Below are 17,317 nucleotides of genomic sequence, written 5' to 3' on the forward strand. Positions count from 1 at the left end.
CGATTCCGGTTACCGTGCGTGGCGACCAGATTCGCGTTCTCGACTCCGAAGAGCGCTGAGCGAAGCGCTCCTCGTTCAACTCGAACGGGGAGCGAAGCGACCCGTGAGAGAGCGGGAACGGTAGTTCCTCGATCAAATAGCAGTCGACGCGAGACTGGTCAGCCTACTTCTCAAAAACCCGCAGTCGCTACGCTTCGCCGCCTTCCAACCGGTCGATGACCTCGCTCATGTTGGCGGCGGCCTCCACGGACTCCTTGATCTGTTCGCGGCGGCGGACTTCGGCGGCGGAGGCGTCGTAGGCGCGGACGTACTCGGCGCGGGAGTGTTCGTCGAACGCGTGCTTGATAGCGAAGTAACCGTCGGGGACGACGGCACCACAGACCTTGCATTCGATGCGGTCGTGTTCGACCGACTGATGGATGATGAGCTCCTCGACGCGGTCGAACTGTCTCTCGTCCCCTTCGATGTCGCACTCCCAGCGTGGCATTTGCTCAGTGGCAGGCGACGCGGGGTTAAAAACGTTGGCTGACACCTGTCAGCGGTCTGTCTCTCAGACTGCCGAAACGGAAACCCCTAATGGCAGTACGGGGTTAGCGTTGACCGTGCAACCCGAGGGGTACGCCGTTGATCTCCACGTGAAAGTGCTCGACGAAGGGGTCGTCGAGCGTGCGAAGGCACGTGGTCTCGACGCGCTGGTGTACGCACCGCATTTCACGCGGCTGCCGGAGATACGGCGGCAAGCTGACGCCTTCTCCGACGAAGAGTTGACTGTGTTCCCGGCCAGAGAGGTATTTACGGGTACCTGGCAGCAGCGCCGGCACGTGCTAGCAATCGGACTCGAAGAGCCGATTCCGGATTTCATTACCTTCGACGGCGCAATGCGGGAGCTCGACCGCCAGGACGCGGCTGTGCTCGTCCCCCATCCTGGGTTTCTGAATGTGAGTCTTGGACTGGACGACATCGAAGCGTACGACGACGTTATCGACGCGCTGGAAGTGTACAACCCCAAGCAGTTGTCCCACCACCGAGACCGCGCGCAGTCGTTCACGTCGGAGACCGGCCACGAGCCGTTCGTCTCGTCGTATGCCCACGTCCGTGGTACCGTCGGCGAGGCGTACGTGACCTTTGCCGAGGCGTTCGACGACGTGGCGGCGCTCAGTGCGGCGCTGAAAAACGACGTGGAGCGGTCGCTGTTCCATCGCGACGGTCTCTCACACGACATCCGCCGGGCAGTCGAGTGGGCGCATCTGGGGCTCGAAAACACCTGGGGAAAGTTCGACCGGCTGATGCTGCAGGGGACCGAGCCGACTCATCCGGACCACGTCGCGTACAGCGGTCGGTTCGACGATGTGAAAGTGTACTAAACCAGAAACGCGCTGTTCTCGACGACGAAGGTCCTGACCGACGGCGGCAGGTACTGTGGGAGCACATGCACCAGCAGGCCGACCGCGGCCAGTTCTAGGATGGTAATCGCGACGGTGACAATCTCGGCGTATTCACTGGAGGTCGTCACACCCGTCGGTGAGCCGTACTCTTTGTCTGAGATGGGGTAAAACAGCGCGATGCCACGGCGAGAGCCGAAATAGTCCAGCACGTAATGCGTGAGGACGCCGAGCCACACCCACTGGAGATTGCCGCCGTGATACAGCGGATGGGCCAGGAAGATCACGAGGACAGGGAGATTGTGTAGGGTCTTCCGGTGCTTGCCGAAGGCGGTGTCGACATCGGGGAACAGTGCGCCCAAGACGACGGGGAGAAACACTTCCGTGATTGTCGCGAATGTCGTCACGTCGCCTGATGGGTCAAGGACGTATCCCAGTCCGATACTCAGGAGGACAGCGTTCAGGACGTGCCCACGTTTGTTCATCTACCGGACCGTCTGTGTCCCAACTGAAAGAGCTTACTACTCCTGTAAGGCGGTTTCCAGGTCTCGGAGCGCCTGTGTCGCGATGGCCGCTTTGATCTCGCGACGGGTGCCGTCGAACTCGTAGCGGGACACTGTCACGCCGGACTCGTTGGTCCCCCACGGGGCGGCCTCTGCCACAGCGATGTACACCGTCCCGACAGGCGTCTCCGACGAGCCGCCGCTCGGCCCGGCGACGCCAGTCGTGGCGACGCCCCAGTCTGTCCTGGCGGTATCACGAACGCCCCGAGCCATTTCGACAGCAACCGGCTCAGAGACCGCGCCGTGGGCGTCTAACGATTCCCGCGAGACGGCGAGCAGTTCTCGCTTGGCCTCGTAGGAGTAGGTGACCAGCGAGCGGTCGAAGTAGTCGCTCGAACCGGGTATATCCGTTATTTTCGACCCGACAAGGCCGCCGGTACAGGACTCCGCGGTAGCGACCGTGGCATCAGCTTCCCGAAGGCGCTTGCCGACGCGCTTCTCGACTGGGTCCGCAGTATCGTCTGTCATTACCGGTAGTTGTCGTGACGGGCGAATAAGCGTTCAGGGCGGGCCGGGATACTTTCAGTTCGGAGACACAACTGCGTGTATGAGCTATCAGACGACGCTTGGCTGGTCACTCGTTACCTCTGGTCTCGTGACGCTATTCCTCTGGGTCCTGCCGGGATCGGACCTCCTGTGGGGGGGGCTGTTGCTGGTCCTCGGCGGGCTGACGCTGTACATCCGCCAGTAGACAGAAAAGCAGACGGGGCCGGCAGCCGGAGGCCCTGTATGGACTACACGGAACCCCAGTTCTTCCGGGTCATGCAGTACGCGGCCCGGGCCGACCGGGACGTGGTGGACATGGTGTCGGGCAATCCCGACTGGGACCCGCCCGAAGGGCTTCGGGACGGACTCAGAGACTACGCCGAAGCTCCGGCCGACGACTACCAGTATCCGCCCAGCGTTGGACTGACGCCCCTCCGCGATGAAATCGCCGCCCGCCGGGGCGTGGACCGGAACCGGGTGATCATCACGAACGGCGCCGGTGAAGCGAACCACCTCGCGATGACCGGCGGACTCCACCACTTCGACGGCAACGAGATTCTCCTGACGGACCCGGTCTACCCCTACTACGCCGGCCGGGCGAACTTCATCGGCGCGGACATCTCCTTCGTCCCGGTCGACGAGCGCAACCGGTTGGCCCCCACGGACGTTCGAGCAGCCGCGAGCGACGAGACGGCCGTCATCGTCGTCAATTCGCCGAACAACCCCACGGGCGCGGTATACGACAGCGACGCGATGGCCGAGTTCGCAGCTATCGCCGAGGAGTACGACGCCCTGCTGCTCAGTGATGAGGTGTACGATCACTTCGACTACGCAGGTCGGTTCAGTTCGGCGCTGCACGCCGACTCCGACCACGTCGTCGCCACCAACTCCCTCTCGAAAACGATGGCGATCACCGGCTTCCGGGTCGGCTACGCGATTTTCCCGCCGGAGGACGGCCCTACTGGGACGCTCCTTGAACGCGCTCGAACCCAGCACATGCTCACGAACGTCACCGGGAGCAGACCGGCACAGTACGCCGTCCTGCGGGCGCTGAAGACCACGAGTCCCGACTACTACGCCGCCTGTCGTCGGCGACTGGAAGAGCGTGTCGACGACTTCTGCGCCGCGCTAGCCGAGGCCGGTGCCGAGTACAACCGTCCCGACGGCGGCTTCTACGTGATGGCCCGGTTCCCCGATTTCCCCGGGTCCTTCGAGAACGTGTACGAACTTATCGACGAGGCCGGCGTCGCCGGGATGCCCGGCGAGGCGTTCGGTGAGTCTCGAAGCGACTGGGTCCGGTTCGCGCTCGTGACGCCACGGGTCGACGAGGCAGCCGAACGGCTGGCGAACTACTTCGAATAAAAAGCGACTGCCGGCTTAGCCGAAGATCAGTTCAACGTCTCTCGCCCGCGCCAGCAGGTCGTCGTCGTAGTACTCCTCGGTCTGTGCGGGATGGGTTTCGTCGATAGCCCGGACGGTTTTGACGGTGTTGGCGAAGTTCTTGTAGGTCGCCTCGTCGACCATCTGGCCGTCGACGACGACTGCGCCGGTCCCCTCGCGCTTGGCCTCGTTGAACGACTCGATCTTGTGGAGGTCTCGCTCCAGTTCCTCCACCGTCGGCATGTGGATGCGGTTGGCCTGTTCGGTCTGCTTTGGGTGGAGCGACCACGAGCCGTCGATACCGATGGTCGCCTCGTACTCCACCTGGTCGCCGTACCCCTCGGCGTTGTAGTAGGTAACGCCGGCGCGCTCGTGGAACAACTGGTCGAAGGGGCCGCCGATGGCGACGATGTCAGCGGCGCTCGTCTCGTTCGAGAGGGCTTCGAGCAGGCCGTCCCAGCGGGGCCGTTCGCCGTTGAGCGCGCGGCCGCCGAGTTCCGCAGTATAGTCGACCGGGCCGAACACGAGCGCGGAGAGACGCGAGTCAGCCGCGTACCGACAGATTTCGCGGAGGTCCGAGCGACCGGGAGCGGTCTCCAGAATGATCGCCATCTCCAGCGTCCCCTCGGCAAGCCCGGCGTCGCGTTCCGCGTCGGCGATGACGCCTGCTGCGTCACGCACGTCCTCGAGGCGGCCGACCTTTGGGAAGACGAAGCCGTCCAGTTCCTCGCCGACCTCCTCGGCCAGACGGGTCACCTGCTCGATGCCGCGCTCGCGGGCGTCGGCGTCGTCGTAAGCCCATTCGACACGGGGGAGGATGTCCCCGGCGAAGTCGTCGGCGTGGTCCGGGATGTGCTCGACGATGTTGTCGACGGCCTCGTCTTTCATCGACGGCGCGGTGCCGTCCTCGATGTCAGGGACGAGCCAGTCGGGGGTCTGGAACCCCTCGCTGGTGAGTCCCGAGACGAGGAACTTCGCGCTGTTGTCGTTCGGTATCGCGGCCGGTGCGGTCTGGAATGTGCGACAGAGTCGTGTCATGTATCTCGCTGGATTAGTGCGGTTCGCCGGCCAGAGTAGACCGGGGTCTGCTCCTGGTTGAACGCAACGTGTTCGAACGTGACCGCGCCGGCTCGTTCCGGCCCGGCGTCTGGGTCGCAGTCGAGGACGCGGGTGAAGCCGTAGACGGTGTCGCCCAGCGTGACGAAGTCGTGGAACCGCTCGTCGGCGAACCGCTGTTCGCGGTAGGTCGCCTCGTCGGAGCGGGCGTGGGCCAGCGCAATCGAGCGGGTCACGTCGCCGTAGGCGACGATGTCGCCCGACGGCGAGTCGGCCATCTCGTCGCGGTTGTGGTGCTGGCGAGCGGTGTTGAGCGTTGCCAACGGGAGGCCGGCGACGAGCTGGTCGTCCATCGTCCGCCCGCGTTCGTGGCGGTATGCGACGGCGGCGTTCTCCGCGTCGGCGCGTTCGAGTGCCGCTTGGAAATCCTCGAAGTACTCACCGTCCGGGGAAACGAGGGTGTCGGGCAGCATAGGCCCATCCTCATCCTGTTCCCCGACTGCGCCGCCATCCGTAGCCGCTGGCTCCCGGCGCGGAATCATGTTCGTTCGCCGGTAGGACACCAGCGTCTCGCCGGTCTCGCGGTTCCGACCCTCCGTCTCCCACGTGACGATACCGTACTTCGGCCGGGAGGAAGAGGTGCGGGTGTCGACGACGGTCGAAGTCACCGACAGCGGCGTCCCCGCCGTCGCCGGCTGGTGGAACTCCACGTCGTCGCGCCCGAGGAAGTACCCGCCTTTCTCCGAGAGGTCCTCGACGGTGATGCCCATCACGCAGGCCAGCAGGTAATCGGGGTGGACCGGACGCTCATCGAAGCCGCGTTCACGGGCGGTGTCGGCCCGCCAGTATGCCGGGTCGTGGTTGAGCGTCTGGCCCATCCACTGCTCGCTGCCGTGATGGGTGAGTCGGAGACCGGGGTCGTGAGCGAGTTCGTCGCCCTCCGCGAAGAACTCGAAGAAGTGGCCCTTCTCCCGGGTGTCGGCCCGGTCGAGCAGCGAATCGAACGTCTCGCCGTCCGAGAGGTCCAGGGCGTCCGGGTCGGACCAGTCAGTCATCGGCCGGCACCTCCCGGGCGGCGTCTCGCCGTGCAAGCGCCCGCCGCATCTCGTTCGTGACGACCATGTACCCCTCGTCGAAGCCCATACCCGGTTTCGCAAGCACCTGTGCGGCGTCGGTCGCCAGCGCCACGTGGGCACAGGCCCGCGCGGAGGTCACTGTCTCGTTACAGGTGCCGCCGACGTAGGCGCGGGTGTCCGTCCCGTCGCAGTACAGCACCGCTTCGGCCGAGCGCTGGATGCCCCCGAGGTCCGGCGTCTTGATCTGAACCAGGTCGGCGGCTTCCGCGTCGACGAACGCCTGGACGTCCTCGAAGGTGTTGCACCACTCGTCGGCGACGATGTCCACGCCGACGCCGGCATCCGCGAGGCCGTCGCGGAGTTCGGCCATCCGGGATATCTGTTCCGCCCGGCCGCCGGCGTCCATCGGCCCCTCCACCTGAAGGGGATACGGCGCGGCGGCCTCCCGTAGGGTCTCGAAGTAGTCGGTCACCTCGGTCCGGTCGTACGGCGGCCCGAACACCTTCCCGAGGATGCCGTACACGTCGACGTGGAAGCGCGGCGAGTACGGCTCCGGCCCGAGCGCGGTCGCCCGGTCCGAGAGCCACGCGAGGTAGTCGCGCAGCCCCTCGCCGTTCTCGCCGACCTTCTCGACGCTGTTGAACAGGCCGTGGGGAAGGACCGGGACGCCCTTGATGAGCATCTTTTCGGCGTTGATGCGGCGCTCGTCGCCCGATTGCCCGAACACCGGGACCGGCGAGGTCGCCGGCTCGGTGTCGTAGGTGTCTGCGAGCACGTCCGTCGGCGTCACTCCCCGCGCTTGCGCGGCGGCGTTCAACAGCGCCTGCGAAACGCCGTAGCGGACCGCGGTGTGGAGCTGGTCGCCGCCCGACCGTTCGGCCTCCATCTCCTCCAGCATCGTCGCGTTGGCCCCGAACTGTGTCGCGTCCTGCCCGCGGAGCGTATCGGCAACGGGGCCCTCGACGACCGGCCGGTACTTCTCAGCCCGGAACAGCGGGTCGCGGCCGCCGGCCCCGGAGTACTGGACCGCGGCGCAGTCGCCGGTCGCGATGGAGCCGTCGGCGAGTTCGATTTCCACGATGAGCGCCTCGCCGGCCTCGCGGATGCGGTCGAATCCCTCCGTGACCGGCTGGCCGTCGTAGGCGAACCCGCTCTGGGTCGCCCCGTCCTTGATGGCCTGCTGGTCGTCGAAGAAGAACCCGGAGAGGCCCGGAACCGTTCGAACGTCTTCAATCCGCATCGCTGGCACCTCCCGCGGGGCTGTTGTCGCCGGTCGGACGCCCGATCAGCTTCCCGTCGCTGATGGCGTCCACGTCGTCGGCGACCATCCGGAACGACTGGTCGCGCCCCTCGGTCTCGGCCCGCTCGCCGAGCCGCGCGGCGTGGATCTCCTTGATCTCGTCCGGGAGCGCGAGGTCCGCGAACTCGAAGATGCGGACCCGGCCGTCGTCGTCTCTGGCCGGGAGCACCGCACCCTTGGCGGCGTCGCTCGGCGCGAACGGCACGTCCAGCGCGCCGCTGTCGAAGGCGTTGATGACCCCCTGTGCCACGTCGCCGTCGCCGGCCTCGTAGATAGCGTCCATCAGGTGGCGCGTCTCCCGTTCGATGAGCGCCTGTTCCTCTTCGATACCCCCGAGGTCGATGTCCTGTTCGATCATCATATCGATAAGCTGTCTCGTCGTTCGCAGTCCGGCGGCGTTGGCCTCCTTCGTCGGCACGCCCTGGAACTCCTGGGCGGACTTCGTGATGACTTTGTCCGGCTGGGCGACGGCCGCCGTCGCGCCGCCGAGGCTGATGACGCCGTTAGCCCGCGCTTCGTCGGGCGGGAAGCCGCCCATCCACTCGTGGAAGACGGTCGTGACGGTCACCTCGTCGCGGAGGTACTCGTTGCCGAGCTTCCGCAGCGCGCGCAGCGCCGCCACGTCCTGCACGAGGTTTCCGACCTGTCCGTAGCCCAGTGTGAGCGACCGGACGCCCTGTGTCGCCGCGAGTTCGCCCTCAACGAGCATCACCGCGATGGCGATGCTCGGCGGGACGAGGGTGCCGGTCAGCGGGCCGAAGGGCTCGCGGTTGATCGTTACGCCGCGCTCGGTGTAGGCCCCGCAGAGCCGGTCGACGAACTGCCAGTGTTCGATGGTCGTCGCGAGGTCGTGCCGTTTGGTGTACGGAATGTTGTAGGAAATCGGCCCGCCCTCGAAACTCTGGAAGCCGCCGGCGAGCGTGACCATTGCCAGCAGTCGGGCGTCCGGCGTGCCGTGGCGAACTTCAACCGGCGCGTCCAGCGCCCGTATGAGCCGCCGGCAGTCCTCGACGCCGTGATTGACCGCCGGGAAGCCGTTCAGTTCGTTCTCGTCGCTGCCGCGGGAGGCGGCGAGCCCCTCCTCAGCCTTCTCGTACTCGTTGTCGCGCGTGTACGAGTCGATAGTCGTCGGCAGGAGGTCCGCCCCGCCCTCGTCCTGCAGATACCGCAGCAGGTCGATCTGCTCTTCGAGACAGGGAACGCCCGCCCGCGGCTGGAGGAGGGGCTGGTCAGCCGACTCCAGCACTGTGGCGAACTGCTTTGAGGCCGGCAGCGACTCGTGGAAGGCGATAGCCTCCTCGAAGTCGACTTCCCGGCCCGTGTGCCAGTTGTCCCTGAGGTCGTTTGCGATGCGCTGTAGCTGGTCGTCGCTGAGTCGCTCGTCAGTTGGCATAGTCACCCGTCAACCCTGATCTGCTCCGCCTCTGTTGTCGTCAGTTGCAGGTCTTCGCGGAGCATCTCGATAGCCTCCTCCGGGTCGGTCTCCGCGTCGAAGACCCGGTCGAAGCCCATCTGCCGGAAGGTCGCCTGCGTCTCCTCGAAGTCGGACTGTCCGACGGCGAGGTTCCCGCCGACGTAGGTGAGCACGTCGAGCCCGGCGTCGTCAAGCTCGTCGTGAAGCCCCTCGCAGTCCTGGCGGGCGTGCCCGTACAGCGAGGATACCAGTACTGCCTCGGCGTCGTGAGATTTCGCGGCGGAGACGAACTCGTCCTGTGAAGTCTGGACACCGAGGTTGATTACCTCGAAGCCAGCGGCCGAGAGCGCCTGCTCTAGAATCGTGATGCCGACGACGTGCGCGTCGGAGCCAATCACGCCGAGGATAACGGTCCGGGGCATGTACTACCCCGTCGTCGGCGGGTACTGATAAACCTAATGGTCTTTCATGATAATATGGCCTTAAGGAATTTATAATGGTCGTTCAGGAAGGTTTATACCGCCGCCCCATCGTGGTTTTCCCATGGGTGCGCTTGACGACTTGCGTGTGCTCGACCTGACACAGGTCCTCGCCGGACCGTACTGTACGATGTTGCTCGCGGACATGGGCGCGGACGTGGTAAAGGTCGAGCGCCCCGGCGGCGACCTCATCAGGTCGAACCCGCCGTTCGTGGCCGACGGCGACGAGGAAGCCTACGGCGGCTACTTCCAGAGCGTCAACCGCGGGAAGCGCTCGCTCGAGCTCGACCTGGGGTCCGAGGAAGACCGCGAGGCGTTCCTCTCGCTCGTCGAGCGTGCGGACGTGGTGGTCGAGAACTTCAAGGCCGGCACGATGGAGAAGTTCGACTGCGGCTACGAGACGCTACGAGAGCACAATCCGGAGCTCATCTACTCCTCGATCCGAGGCTTTGGCGACCCGCGAACGGGCGAAACCCACCGGCAGGGTCAGCCCTCGTTCGACCTCATCGCGCAGGCGCTGGGCGGCGTCATGGAGATCACCGGCCAGCCCGACGGGCCGCCGACGAAGGTCGGCCCCGGCGTCGGCGACCTCTTCACCGCCGCGCTGAACGCCGTGGGTATCCTCGCGGCCGTGCATCACCGCGAACGCACGGGTGAAGGCCAGTACGTCGACACGGCGATGTACGACTCGATGGTGTCGCTGTGCGAGCGGACGGTGTACCAGTACTCCTGTGACGGCGAGTCGCCGACCCGGCAGGGGAACTCCCACCCGACGCTGTTTCCGTACGACTCCTTCGAGGCTGCCGACGGCCACGTCGTCATCGCAGCGTTCTCCGACGGTCACTGGGAGGCGCTGTGTGACGCAATGGACCGCCCGGACCTCGCCGCGGACTACCCCGACGCCGGCAGCCGGATCGCGAACCGCGAGTCCCTGCGCCGCGAAATCGCCGACTGGACGGCGTCTGTCGACGCCGAGACGATTCTCGATCTACTCGAAGGGCGTGTGCCGGCCGCACCGGTCCAGAACACCGCCGACATCTTCGACGACCCGCACATCCACGACCGGGAGATGCTCGCCGACGTCGATCAACCCGGAGCCGACGAGCGGATGACCATCGCCGGCAGTCCGATAAAGATGACCGAAACCATGCCCTCGCCAGGCGGTCGTGCACCGCTGCTGGACGAGCACAGAGCGGAACTGCTCGATGAGGCTGGTGTCGGTACGGAGACCAATCGCGTCGAAAGCGACGACTGACGCCAATTCCCGGCAATTTTCACCACAACAGGGCAGGACCATTATCTATCATGAGCCGTAGAATAGGCTATGGTCGAAGTTCCAGATGCACTCAGTACATTGTTCAGTGCGCGAATCGAAACAGATGGGGACCGATATGTTGTCGAAATTCCGAAAAGCGAAGTGTCCCACGGCGCGATTTCGCCGGGCGAGACCTACCGCGTAGGCCTGCTCTCACAGGTTGATGCCGGCTCGTCGACGGCACAACCGCAGGAGCCCGAACAGAACACCGACCCGGTACGGGCCGATACCGGCGTCCCGCAACCGCCGGTCGACGAGGGCGAAATCCGAAACGTGACTATCGAATCGCTCGGCGACCAGGGCGACGGCATCGCCAAGGTCGAGCGGGGGTACGTCGTCATCGTCCCCGACGGCGAACCGGGCGACTCGCCGACCGTCGAGATCGAAACCGTACAGGAGAACGTCGCGTTTGCGAGCGTCGTCGACAACGACGGCCGGACCGCATAGCGGTATAGGTGCGTTTTCAGCGGCCCAGTGACCACCGGGCTGGCAGTCCCTGTAGGTCCGGAACAAACAGCCATAGCGGGTCGCTCGACCGACGTACCCCTACTTGAATGGAATCTGTCGGACACGGTAGAGGTCGAAGAACGACTAGTAATCACAGCATCACAAACGTTTATATGATTTAAATCCGGTATTTAAAACACTACATGGTCGACCCAAAAGAGAGCATTGACATCGAAAATGTCGTTGCTTCGACCGGTATCGGACAAGAACTCGACCTTGAGAGCGTCGCGATGGACCTGGAGGGGGCCGACTACGACCCCGAGCAGTTCCCGGGCCTCGTCTATCGGACACAGGACCCCAAATCCGCCGCGCTCATCTTCCGGTCGGGCAAGATCGTCTGCACGGGTGCGAAATCGACAGACGATGTCCACCAGAGTCTGCGCATCGTCTTCGACAAGCTCCGCGACCTGAACATCCAGGTCGACGACGATCCGGAGATCGTCGTCCAGAACATCGTCAGTTCCGCGGACCTCGGGAGTTCGCTCAACCTCAACGCCATCGCTATCGGCCTCGGGCTCGAGAACATCGAGTACGAACCCGAGCAGTTCCCCGGCCTCGTCTATCGACTCGACGAACCCGACGTGGTCGCGCTGCTGTTCGGTTCGGGGAAGCTGGTCGTCACCGGCGGGAAGCGAAAAGAAGACGCGGAGGAAGCCGTCGACACCATCGTCGAGCGGCTGAGCGACCTCGGCCTGCTGGACTAACCACGCGGTGCCAGTGACTGGGCGGCGGTCAGTCACTTCCCGTTTTTCCGTTCGTCTCTGGCTGAAGCGACTGCCACGGGGTAGAACCCCGCGGTTCAAATACCAAGACGACCAAAGCCGGCCCAATGGCAGACCCCGCCTCGACGGGTACGGAGTCCTGGCGCACGTACTTCGGCTTCGACGAGCCCTACGAGAATCAGGCCGACGCCGTCGAACGAGCCATCGAGGCGGGTAAAGCCCGCGGCTTTCTCGCGATGGAGGGCCCCTGCGGGACCGGCAAGACGATGGCCGCGCTCACCGCCGGCGCGACCCTCGTCCGCGATACGGACCTGTACGAGCGGATGGTCGTCGTCACGCCGGTCAAACAGCAGCTCCAGCAGTTCGTCGATGATTTGCGGACGCTCAACGCCGGCATCGAGGAGCCCTTCGACGGCATCTCGCTGGTCGGCAAGCGCGACCTCTGCCCGTACGGCCGTGAGGGACAGTTCCCGGACGACGTGAGCACACACGACCGCTGTGAGGACCTCAGGGAGGCGACGGCGCGGTTAGTCGAGGACGACGGGCGCTCGGACGGGGCGGCCGTCGGGGACGCCGCAATCGCCGGTGAAGCCGACGACGACCAGTGGTGGGACCCCCGAAAGGGGCAAGACCTCGCCGCGGCCGCGCGTCCCGACGCCGCCGACCAGGCGACGCTTGGCGACGACACGCTCTCGACAGCGGGTGCGAACTCGCCGTACCGGCGGAGCCAGCCCACCGCCCCGGAGTCGATGGCAGAGGGGTCGGACCCGCCGCTGTACTGTCCGTTCGAGGCCGACTGGTACGCGCGCAACAAGGGGTCGCCCGTGGACTTCTCGGCCGGGGAGCGGCACGTCGTGACGATGGACGATTACCTCCCGGCGGCGACGGAGCGCGGGACCTGCCCGCACCGGGTGATGAGCGTCATGCTTTCTGAGGCCGACGTGATCGTCGGGAACTACAACCACCTGTTCGACCCGGGCTCTCGACCGCTGCTGTCGGACGTGCTCGACGACCAGACGCTCGTCATCGTCGACGAGGCCCACCGACTCGAAGAGCGCGTGCGGGACCTCCTGTCGGACCGTCTGGGCCGCCAGACGCTCGTCCAGGCGCGCAACGACTGCACGACGCTCATCCAGCGCGCCCAGCAGAGCGCGGACCACAAGGCGCAGGTCCGCGAGGTGCTGTCGGCCCGCGAGGTCCCACTGGACGCGGTCGACCAGGCCCGGAAGTTCTACGATGACCTCGTGCGGTGGCTCGACGACCGCGTCGAGGCGTTTCTCGACGCCGAACACGAGGGCTGGCGCGCGGACCCGTCAGTCCTCCCGGAACACGATAGGGAGATTCCGCTGCGGGATCCCGACACGGTCGAGCGGGACGAACTGACCGAGTGGGCCGAGCGGAAGGGGTACGACGGCTCGCTCTGGCGGTCGCTGTCGCAGGTCGGGGCCGCCGTCGAGGACGCTATCGACCAGCTCGGCCTGACCCGCCAGCCGGTGTGTGCCGCCGTCGGCGTGCTGGCCGGCCAGTGGTGGGAGCGCGACCACGCGACGTTCCTCCGGGAGATCGAACTGGAGCACTCGCCGAACCACGGGCAGAGTCTCGATTCCGATTACCAGGCCGTCTACACGCCGGGGCTGCTGTGTTACAACTGCATGCCCGCGACGGCCCTGCGGAACGTCTTCGACGACCTCGGGGGCGGTATCCTGATGAGCGCGACCCTGGAACCGCTGGACGTGTTCACCCGCGTTTCCGGGCTGGATTCGATGGCCGAGACGGGGTCGATGGACCCGGACGAACAATCGGGCGACGGACGGCCGGTCCGCACGACGACGTACGACCTGCCGTTCCCGTCCGAAAACCGGGCGTCGTACCTCGTCGACGCGACGCCGTTTACCGCGCGCAACCGCGGCGACCCCCAGACGATGCGGCCGCTGGGCGACAGCTGGAACCCGACACGCGACGAGTACGCACAGGCGCTGCGCGCGCTGGCCCGCTCGCCGGGCAACGTGATGGTGGCGATGCCGAACTACCGGGAAGCCCGCTGGGCCGGGGCGTACCTGCAGGAGGCCGTCGAGAAACCAGTCCTCGTGGATGAGTCGTCCAGCAACGAGGAGACCGAACGGCTGAAACGCGAGTTCTTCAGCGGCGACGGGAAGGTCATGGTCACGTCAACGCGCGGGACGCTGACCGAGGGGGTCGATTACGACGGCGGGAAGCTGTCCACCTGTGCGGTCGTCGGCATCCCGCTGGTGAACATTGGGTCACCCCGCGTCCGGGGCGTCCAGCGGGCCTACGGCGACGCCTTCGGCGAGGACAACGCCTTCGAGTACGCCCTGACAGTTCCGGCTGTGCGGCGCGCGCGCCAGGCCATCGGCCGCGTCATTCGCGGCGTCGACGAAGTCGGGGTACGGGCGCTGGTCGGCCGTCGGTACACGCCGGACGCACGCCATTCGGTGTATCCGTACCTGCCTGTCGGCGAGCGCGAGGAGTTCACCCGGATGACGCCCGATTTCCTCGCGAGCCAACTGGATTCGTTCTGGGCCGACCACCAGTAGCGCCGCCTGTTGGTTAACCGGAAGATATCGTTGGCAGCGGAAGGCATATACATCGTGGAACGAGTGTACCTATAGATGCCCGAGTGTCAGAACTGCGGTGAGTTCGTAACCGAGCAGTACGTACGGGTTTTTACACCAGAAGCCGTCGAAGGCCATGGCCCCCGGGTCTGTCCGAACTGTGAGGACAAACTCCGGGACGGCGCGGATGTCCGTGAAGCGCGTTCCTCGAGGCAGTAGGACAACTCCTTTTCGGGAAGTACTCAAGGCCGGACGAGCGTAGCTTCTGGCATGAGCGAACTCGACGTCGAGGCGGTCGACGACATCGACGCACCCGCGGGAATCGACGCGGCGGAGTACGTCCTCTACGGCGGGAAAGGTGGCGTCGGCAAGACGACGTGTGCCGCGGCCACGGCGCTAGCCTCCGCACGCGACGACACGGCAACGCTCGTTGTCTCTACGGACCCCGCCCACTCCCTGTCGGACACGCTGGAGGCGGACATCCCGGCGACGCCGACGCGAATCCGCGAGGACATCCCGCTGTACGCCGCGGAAATCGACCCGGAGGCCGCCGTCGGTGAGGGGCCCCTCGGTGTCGAGGAGGACGCACTGGGCGGCGTGGGCGAACTGCTCGGCGGCAACGGGATGTTCGGCGGGGGCGCGGGTAGCGCAGCAGGCACAGGCCAGGCCGAGGACCCCATCGGCGGCGAAGAGGGACTGCTCGGCGGGTCGATGCCCGGGGCTGACGAGGCCGCGGCCCTCCGCCTCCTGCTGGATTACGTCGACGACGACCGCTTCGACCGCGTGGTCATCGACACTGCCCCGACCGGCCACACCCTCCGCCTGCTGGAACTCCCCGAGACCATGGACTCCATGGTCGGGAAGATTCTACAGCTCCGCGAGCGCTTCTCGGGGATGATGGACAACCTCACCGGCATGTTCGGCGACGACCAGGACGTGGATGCCGAGGCCGGTATCGAGGACCTGCAGGAGCTGTCGGACCGGATCGAGCATCTGCGGTCGATCCTGCAGGACCCACGGAAGACGGACTTCCGCATCGTGATGGTGCCCGAGGAACTCTCTGTCGTCGAGTCCGAGCGCTTGCTTGCCCAACTCGACGAGTTCAACATTCCGGTCAGCACCGTTGTCGTCAACCGCGTGATGCAGGACCCGAGCGAGGTGCTCGGCGAAGACGTGGACATCGCCGGCCCGAACCACGCCGACTGTGAGTTCTGCGCGCGGCGCTGGCAGGTCCAGCAGGACGCACTGGCTCGGTCACAGGACATGTTCCGCGGCCACGACGTGCGTCGCGTCCCGCTGTTCGCCGAGGAAGTTCGCGGCGAGCGGCTCCTGTCAGTCGTTGCGGCCTGTCTGGACTGAAATCGCGGCAGTCGTTGCTTAGCTCGTCAGCTTCCGGATGACGCCGAACGCCGCGTCGCGCCACCGCGCTGGCAGGTAATCGAGCATGAGAAGCAGTTGTGCGCCCTGGCCGACGGGGTACCGCGGTTCGGGATCGCTGGCGCTGGCGGCGTCGCGGATAGTCAGCGCGACCGTCCCGGGCGTGACCGACAGCGCGTCCTGAATGCCGACGAGGTTCGAATCCTCGTGGGCCTGATACAGCCAGCCGTACGCGCCGGACTTGTCGAGATCGTCGATTTCTTCGTCGGCGCGGTCGTCGAAGTTGGTCTCGACCGGTCCGGGTTCGACGAGGACCACGTCGATGCCGAACTCCTCGACCTCCATCCTGAGCGCGTCGCTGAGCCCCTCCAGGGCGAACTTCGAAGCGGCGTAGCCGCCCTGGTTCGGGAACGCGATGCGGCCCGCGACGCTGGAGACGTTGATAATAGTCCCGTTCTCCCGGGCACGCATGTGCGGGAGCGCTTCGCGGATGAGTCGGTGCGGGCCGTAGAGGTTCACGTCGAACTGCTCGTGCAGCGCCGCCGTCGACACGTCCTCGACTGCGCCGAACTGCGGGTATCCCGCGTTGTTCACCAGGCAGTCGAGCCGTCCCTCGGCGTCGATGAGCGCCTCGACGACCCGCTCGCATTCGCGTGGGTTCGTCACGTCGAGTTCGGCGGTTTCACAGCCGTCTTCGCCGAGGTCTTCGATGTCCGATTCCTCGCGGGCGGTCGCCCAGACAGTCCAGTCGTCGGCCAGGAACGCCTCGGCACTCGCCCGCCCGATACCCGAGGACGCACCCGTAATCAGCACCGTCTTCGCCATGTGTTGGCCGTGAGAACACGCCCCGGGAAGTTATACTGTCGGTTATCCGGACGGATTATTGACGGCCGCCTTCGCCTCGTCGGCGTAGCTGTCGGCCAGCCGGGTCGGCTCGGGAAGCTTGTAGCCGTCGGCGGTGGCTTCGACGATATCCGCCGCCGTGCTTGCGCTGACGCGATGACCGGGGCTGACGATGAGCGGATTGATATACCGGTTCGGCGAGTCGTACTGGCGTGTCTGGACTGCGTGACCGATGATAGTCCCGTTCGGGCAGGTATCGACGCTGTCATCGGCTGCAATTGGAATCCGAGTCCCTTCCGGGTACGTTTCGTCGAGCGACTGCTCCGGCGTACCACAGAGAAGGCTCTTGGCGACGCCGACGGCCGGCACGTCCAGCGTGACGCCGATGTGTGTCGCCAGCCCGGCTTCCCGGAAGTGGATGCGGCCACTACCGTCGACAAGGATCACGTCAGGGTCGGCCTCCAGCTCCGCAAACGCGCCCAGGATTGCACCGCCTTCGCGGAACGATAGCAGGCCGGGAATGTACGGAATCTCGGTGCGCTCGACGGCGCTGACCCGCTCGATGACCTTGCCGTTCCGTAACACGACGATAGCCGAGACGGCTTTGTCGTCGACGAACGCCTGGTCGACGCCAGCGACGAGCGGCGCGTCCGTTGTATCGTCGTCAGCATCCAGCGTCGTCTGGTCGCCGTCTGGGGCGTCTCCGACGCGCGCGATTGTCTCGGGCGAACAGTCCAGGTCGTCTTCGAATCGCGCAACCTCGGCGATGTCGCGTTGCAGCGCCTCCATCTCCGCCTGCGAGAGAGACGGGTCGGGGACGAACTCGGGGCGAACCGGCTGCATC

The 17,317-nt window shown here is 65.8% G+C and carries 19 protein-coding genes; 9 read left to right on the forward strand and 10 right to left on the reverse strand.

What is annotated here, in order from left to right; genetic code table 11:
* Window positions 1–187: 187 nt before the first annotated feature.
* Entirely contained in the window at window positions 188–487 is a 300-nt protein-coding gene (locus tag ACOZ4H_RS11270; RefSeq protein ID WP_004961826.1) for a DUF7565 family protein, read from the reverse strand.
* 115 nt (window positions 488–602) lie between these two features.
* Between ACOZ4H_RS11270 and ACOZ4H_RS11275 the strand changes: the two genes are divergently transcribed.
* Window positions 603–1,364, forward strand: coding sequence for a PHP-associated domain-containing protein (locus ACOZ4H_RS11275; RefSeq protein WP_424329362.1), 762 nt, complete (start codon window positions 603–605; stop codon window positions 1,362–1,364).
* Here the strand turns inward: ACOZ4H_RS11275 and ACOZ4H_RS11280 are convergent.
* Both ACOZ4H_RS11280 and ACOZ4H_RS11285 read right to left on the reverse strand, forming a co-directional pair.
* Window positions 1,361–1,867 (reverse strand): metal-dependent hydrolase, encoded by a 507-nt coding sequence (locus ACOZ4H_RS11280; protein WP_424329363.1) that lies wholly within the window; start codon window positions 1,865–1,867, stop codon window positions 1,361–1,363. The genes ACOZ4H_RS11275 and ACOZ4H_RS11280 overlap by 4 nt on opposite strands.
* 36 nt (window positions 1,868–1,903) lie before the next feature.
* Window positions 1,904–2,413, reverse strand: coding sequence for a CinA family protein (locus ACOZ4H_RS11285; RefSeq protein ID WP_424329364.1), 510 nt, complete (start codon window positions 2,411–2,413; stop codon window positions 1,904–1,906).
* A 79-nt stretch (window positions 2,414–2,492) separates the two neighbouring features.
* On the opposite strand from ACOZ4H_RS11285, the gene ACOZ4H_RS11290 reads away from it, so the two are divergent.
* Together ACOZ4H_RS11290 and ACOZ4H_RS11295 are read left to right on the forward strand one after the other, a co-directional pair.
* A complete protein-coding gene (locus ACOZ4H_RS11290; protein ID WP_424329365.1) occupies window positions 2,493–2,636 on the forward strand; it encodes a hypothetical protein in 144 nt (47 codons plus the stop codon).
* A 38-nt stretch (window positions 2,637–2,674) separates the two neighbouring features.
* Window positions 2,675–3,793 (forward strand): pyridoxal phosphate-dependent aminotransferase, encoded by a 1,119-nt coding sequence (locus ACOZ4H_RS11295; protein WP_424329366.1) that lies wholly within the window; start codon window positions 2,675–2,677, stop codon window positions 3,791–3,793.
* A gap of 15 nt (window positions 3,794–3,808) precedes the next feature.
* On the opposite strand, the gene citE is transcribed toward ACOZ4H_RS11295, so the two are convergent.
* From citE to glmS, 5 genes are read right to left on the reverse strand one after another with little or no spacing between them, the layout of a single operon-like run.
* A complete protein-coding gene (citE, locus tag ACOZ4H_RS11300) occupies window positions 3,809–4,849 on the reverse strand; it encodes an L-malyl-CoA/beta-methylmalyl-CoA lyase (RefSeq protein ID WP_424329367.1) in 1,041 nt (346 codons plus the stop codon).
* On the reverse strand, window positions 4,846–5,922 hold the full coding sequence (gene mch / locus ACOZ4H_RS11305) for a 2-methylfumaryl-CoA hydratase (protein WP_424329368.1): 1,077 nt from the start codon (window positions 5,920–5,922) through the stop codon (window positions 4,846–4,848). Before mch ends, citE begins: the two co-directional genes overlap by 4 nt.
* Complete coding sequence (locus tag ACOZ4H_RS11310) at window positions 5,915–7,183, reverse strand: methylaspartate ammonia-lyase (RefSeq protein WP_424329369.1); 1,269 nt, start codon at window positions 7,181–7,183, stop codon at window positions 5,915–5,917. The genes mch and ACOZ4H_RS11310 overlap by 8 nt, the downstream gene beginning before the upstream one ends.
* The gene (locus ACOZ4H_RS11315; RefSeq protein WP_424329370.1) at window positions 7,173–8,636 is read right to left on the reverse strand and encodes a methylaspartate mutase subunit E; all 1,464 of its coding nucleotides are present in this window, start codon (window positions 8,634–8,636) and stop codon (window positions 7,173–7,175) included. Before ACOZ4H_RS11315 ends, ACOZ4H_RS11310 begins: the two co-directional genes overlap by 11 nt.
* A 2-nt stretch (window positions 8,637–8,638) precedes the next feature.
* On the reverse strand, window positions 8,639–9,079 hold the full coding sequence (glmS, locus tag ACOZ4H_RS11320; RefSeq protein WP_004516847.1) for a methylaspartate mutase subunit S: 441 nt from the start codon (window positions 9,077–9,079) through the stop codon (window positions 8,639–8,641).
* A 121-nt stretch (window positions 9,080–9,200) separates the two neighbouring features.
* Between glmS and mct the strand changes: the two genes are divergently transcribed.
* The 6 genes from mct (at window position 9,201) to ACOZ4H_RS11350 (ending at window position 15,612) form a co-directional block, all read left to right on the forward strand.
* Entirely contained in the window at window positions 9,201–10,391 is a 1,191-nt protein-coding gene (mct, locus tag ACOZ4H_RS11325; RefSeq protein WP_424329371.1) for a succinyl-CoA:mesaconate CoA-transferase, read from the forward strand.
* A gap of 69 nt (window positions 10,392–10,460) precedes the next feature.
* Window positions 10,461–10,898, forward strand: coding sequence for a TRAM domain-containing protein (locus ACOZ4H_RS11330; protein WP_424329372.1), 438 nt, complete (start codon window positions 10,461–10,463; stop codon window positions 10,896–10,898).
* Window positions 10,899–11,101: 203 nt separating this feature from the next.
* Window positions 11,102–11,662 carry a TATA-box-binding protein gene (locus tag ACOZ4H_RS11335; protein WP_004516850.1) on the forward strand — a complete coding sequence of 187 codons (561 nt, stop codon included), beginning with the start codon at window positions 11,102–11,104 and terminating at the stop codon, window positions 11,660–11,662.
* 125 nt (window positions 11,663–11,787) lie between these two features.
* Window positions 11,788–14,235, forward strand: coding sequence for an ATP-dependent DNA helicase (locus tag ACOZ4H_RS11340; RefSeq protein WP_424329373.1), 2,448 nt, complete (start codon window positions 11,788–11,790; stop codon window positions 14,233–14,235).
* A 75-nt stretch (window positions 14,236–14,310) separates the two neighbouring features.
* Window positions 14,311–14,472 carry a DUF7563 family protein gene (locus tag ACOZ4H_RS11345; RefSeq protein ID WP_004516852.1) on the forward strand — a complete coding sequence of 54 codons (162 nt, stop codon included), beginning with the start codon at window positions 14,311–14,313 and terminating at the stop codon, window positions 14,470–14,472.
* Between the two features lie 51 nt (window positions 14,473–14,523).
* On the forward strand, window positions 14,524–15,612 hold the full coding sequence (locus ACOZ4H_RS11350) for an ArsA family ATPase (RefSeq protein ID WP_424329374.1): 1,089 nt from the start codon (window positions 14,524–14,526) through the stop codon (window positions 15,610–15,612).
* An 18-nt stretch (window positions 15,613–15,630) separates the two neighbouring features.
* Here ACOZ4H_RS11350 and ACOZ4H_RS11355 read toward each other — a convergent pair whose 3' ends face one another.
* Window positions 15,631–16,455 carry an SDR family oxidoreductase gene (locus tag ACOZ4H_RS11355; protein WP_424329375.1) on the reverse strand — a complete coding sequence of 275 codons (825 nt, stop codon included), beginning with the start codon at window positions 16,453–16,455 and terminating at the stop codon, window positions 15,631–15,633.
* Window positions 16,456–16,497: 42 nt separating this feature from the next.
* Entirely contained in the window at window positions 16,498–17,316 is an 819-nt protein-coding gene (locus ACOZ4H_RS11360) for an endonuclease V (protein WP_424329376.1), read from the reverse strand.
* Between the last annotated feature and the right edge of the window lies 1 nt (window position 17,317).

This window comes from Haloarcula amylolytica, from assembly GCF_049705545.1.
GTDB lineage: Archaea > Halobacteriota > Halobacteria > Halobacteriales > Haloarculaceae > Haloarcula > Haloarcula amylolytica_B.

Bases quoted from the DNA above. Each gene is read 5' to 3' on its own strand.
- ACOZ4H_RS11270 (WP_004961826.1), bottom strand. From the start codon at position 487: ATGCCACGCTGGGAGTGCGACATCGAAGGGGACGAGAGACAGTTCGAC.
- ACOZ4H_RS11280 (WP_424329363.1), bottom strand. From the start codon at position 1,867: ATGAACAAACGTGGGCACGTCCTGAACGCTGTCCTCCTGAGTATCGGA.
- ACOZ4H_RS11285 (WP_424329364.1), bottom strand. From the start codon at position 2,413: ATGACAGACGATACTGCGGACCCAGTCGAGAAGCGCGTCGGCAAGCGC.
- ACOZ4H_RS11290 (WP_424329365.1), top strand. From the start codon at position 2,493: ATGAGCTATCAGACGACGCTTGGCTGGTCACTCGTTACCTCTGGTCTC.
- ACOZ4H_RS11295 (WP_424329366.1), top strand. From the start codon at position 2,675: ATGGACTACACGGAACCCCAGTTCTTCCGGGTCATGCAGTACGCGGCC.
- citE (WP_424329367.1), bottom strand. From the start codon at position 4,849: ATGACACGACTCTGTCGCACATTCCAGACCGCACCGGCCGCGATACCG.
- mch (WP_424329368.1), bottom strand. From the start codon at position 5,922: ATGACTGACTGGTCCGACCCGGACGCCCTGGACCTCTCGGACGGCGAG.
- ACOZ4H_RS11310 (WP_424329369.1), bottom strand. From the start codon at position 7,183: ATGCGGATTGAAGACGTTCGAACGGTTCCGGGCCTCTCCGGGTTCTTC.
- ACOZ4H_RS11315 (WP_424329370.1), bottom strand. From the start codon at position 8,636: ATGCCAACTGACGAGCGACTCAGCGACGACCAGCTACAGCGCATCGCA.
- glmS (WP_004516847.1), bottom strand. From the start codon at position 9,079: ATGCCCCGGACCGTTATCCTCGGCGTGATTGGCTCCGACGCGCACGTC.
- mct (WP_424329371.1), top strand. From the start codon at position 9,201: ATGGGTGCGCTTGACGACTTGCGTGTGCTCGACCTGACACAGGTCCTC.
- ACOZ4H_RS11330 (WP_424329372.1), top strand. From the start codon at position 10,461: ATGGTCGAAGTTCCAGATGCACTCAGTACATTGTTCAGTGCGCGAATC.
- ACOZ4H_RS11335 (WP_004516850.1), top strand. From the start codon at position 11,102: ATGGTCGACCCAAAAGAGAGCATTGACATCGAAAATGTCGTTGCTTCG.
- ACOZ4H_RS11340 (WP_424329373.1), top strand. From the start codon at position 11,788: ATGGCAGACCCCGCCTCGACGGGTACGGAGTCCTGGCGCACGTACTTC.
- ACOZ4H_RS11345 (WP_004516852.1), top strand. From the start codon at position 14,311: ATGCCCGAGTGTCAGAACTGCGGTGAGTTCGTAACCGAGCAGTACGTA.
- ACOZ4H_RS11350 (WP_424329374.1), top strand. From the start codon at position 14,524: ATGAGCGAACTCGACGTCGAGGCGGTCGACGACATCGACGCACCCGCG.
- ACOZ4H_RS11355 (WP_424329375.1), bottom strand. From the start codon at position 16,455: ATGGCGAAGACGGTGCTGATTACGGGTGCGTCCTCGGGTATCGGGCGG.
- ACOZ4H_RS11360 (WP_424329376.1), bottom strand. From the start codon at position 17,316: ATGCAGCCGGTTCGCCCCGAGTTCGTCCCCGACCCGTCTCTCTCGCAG.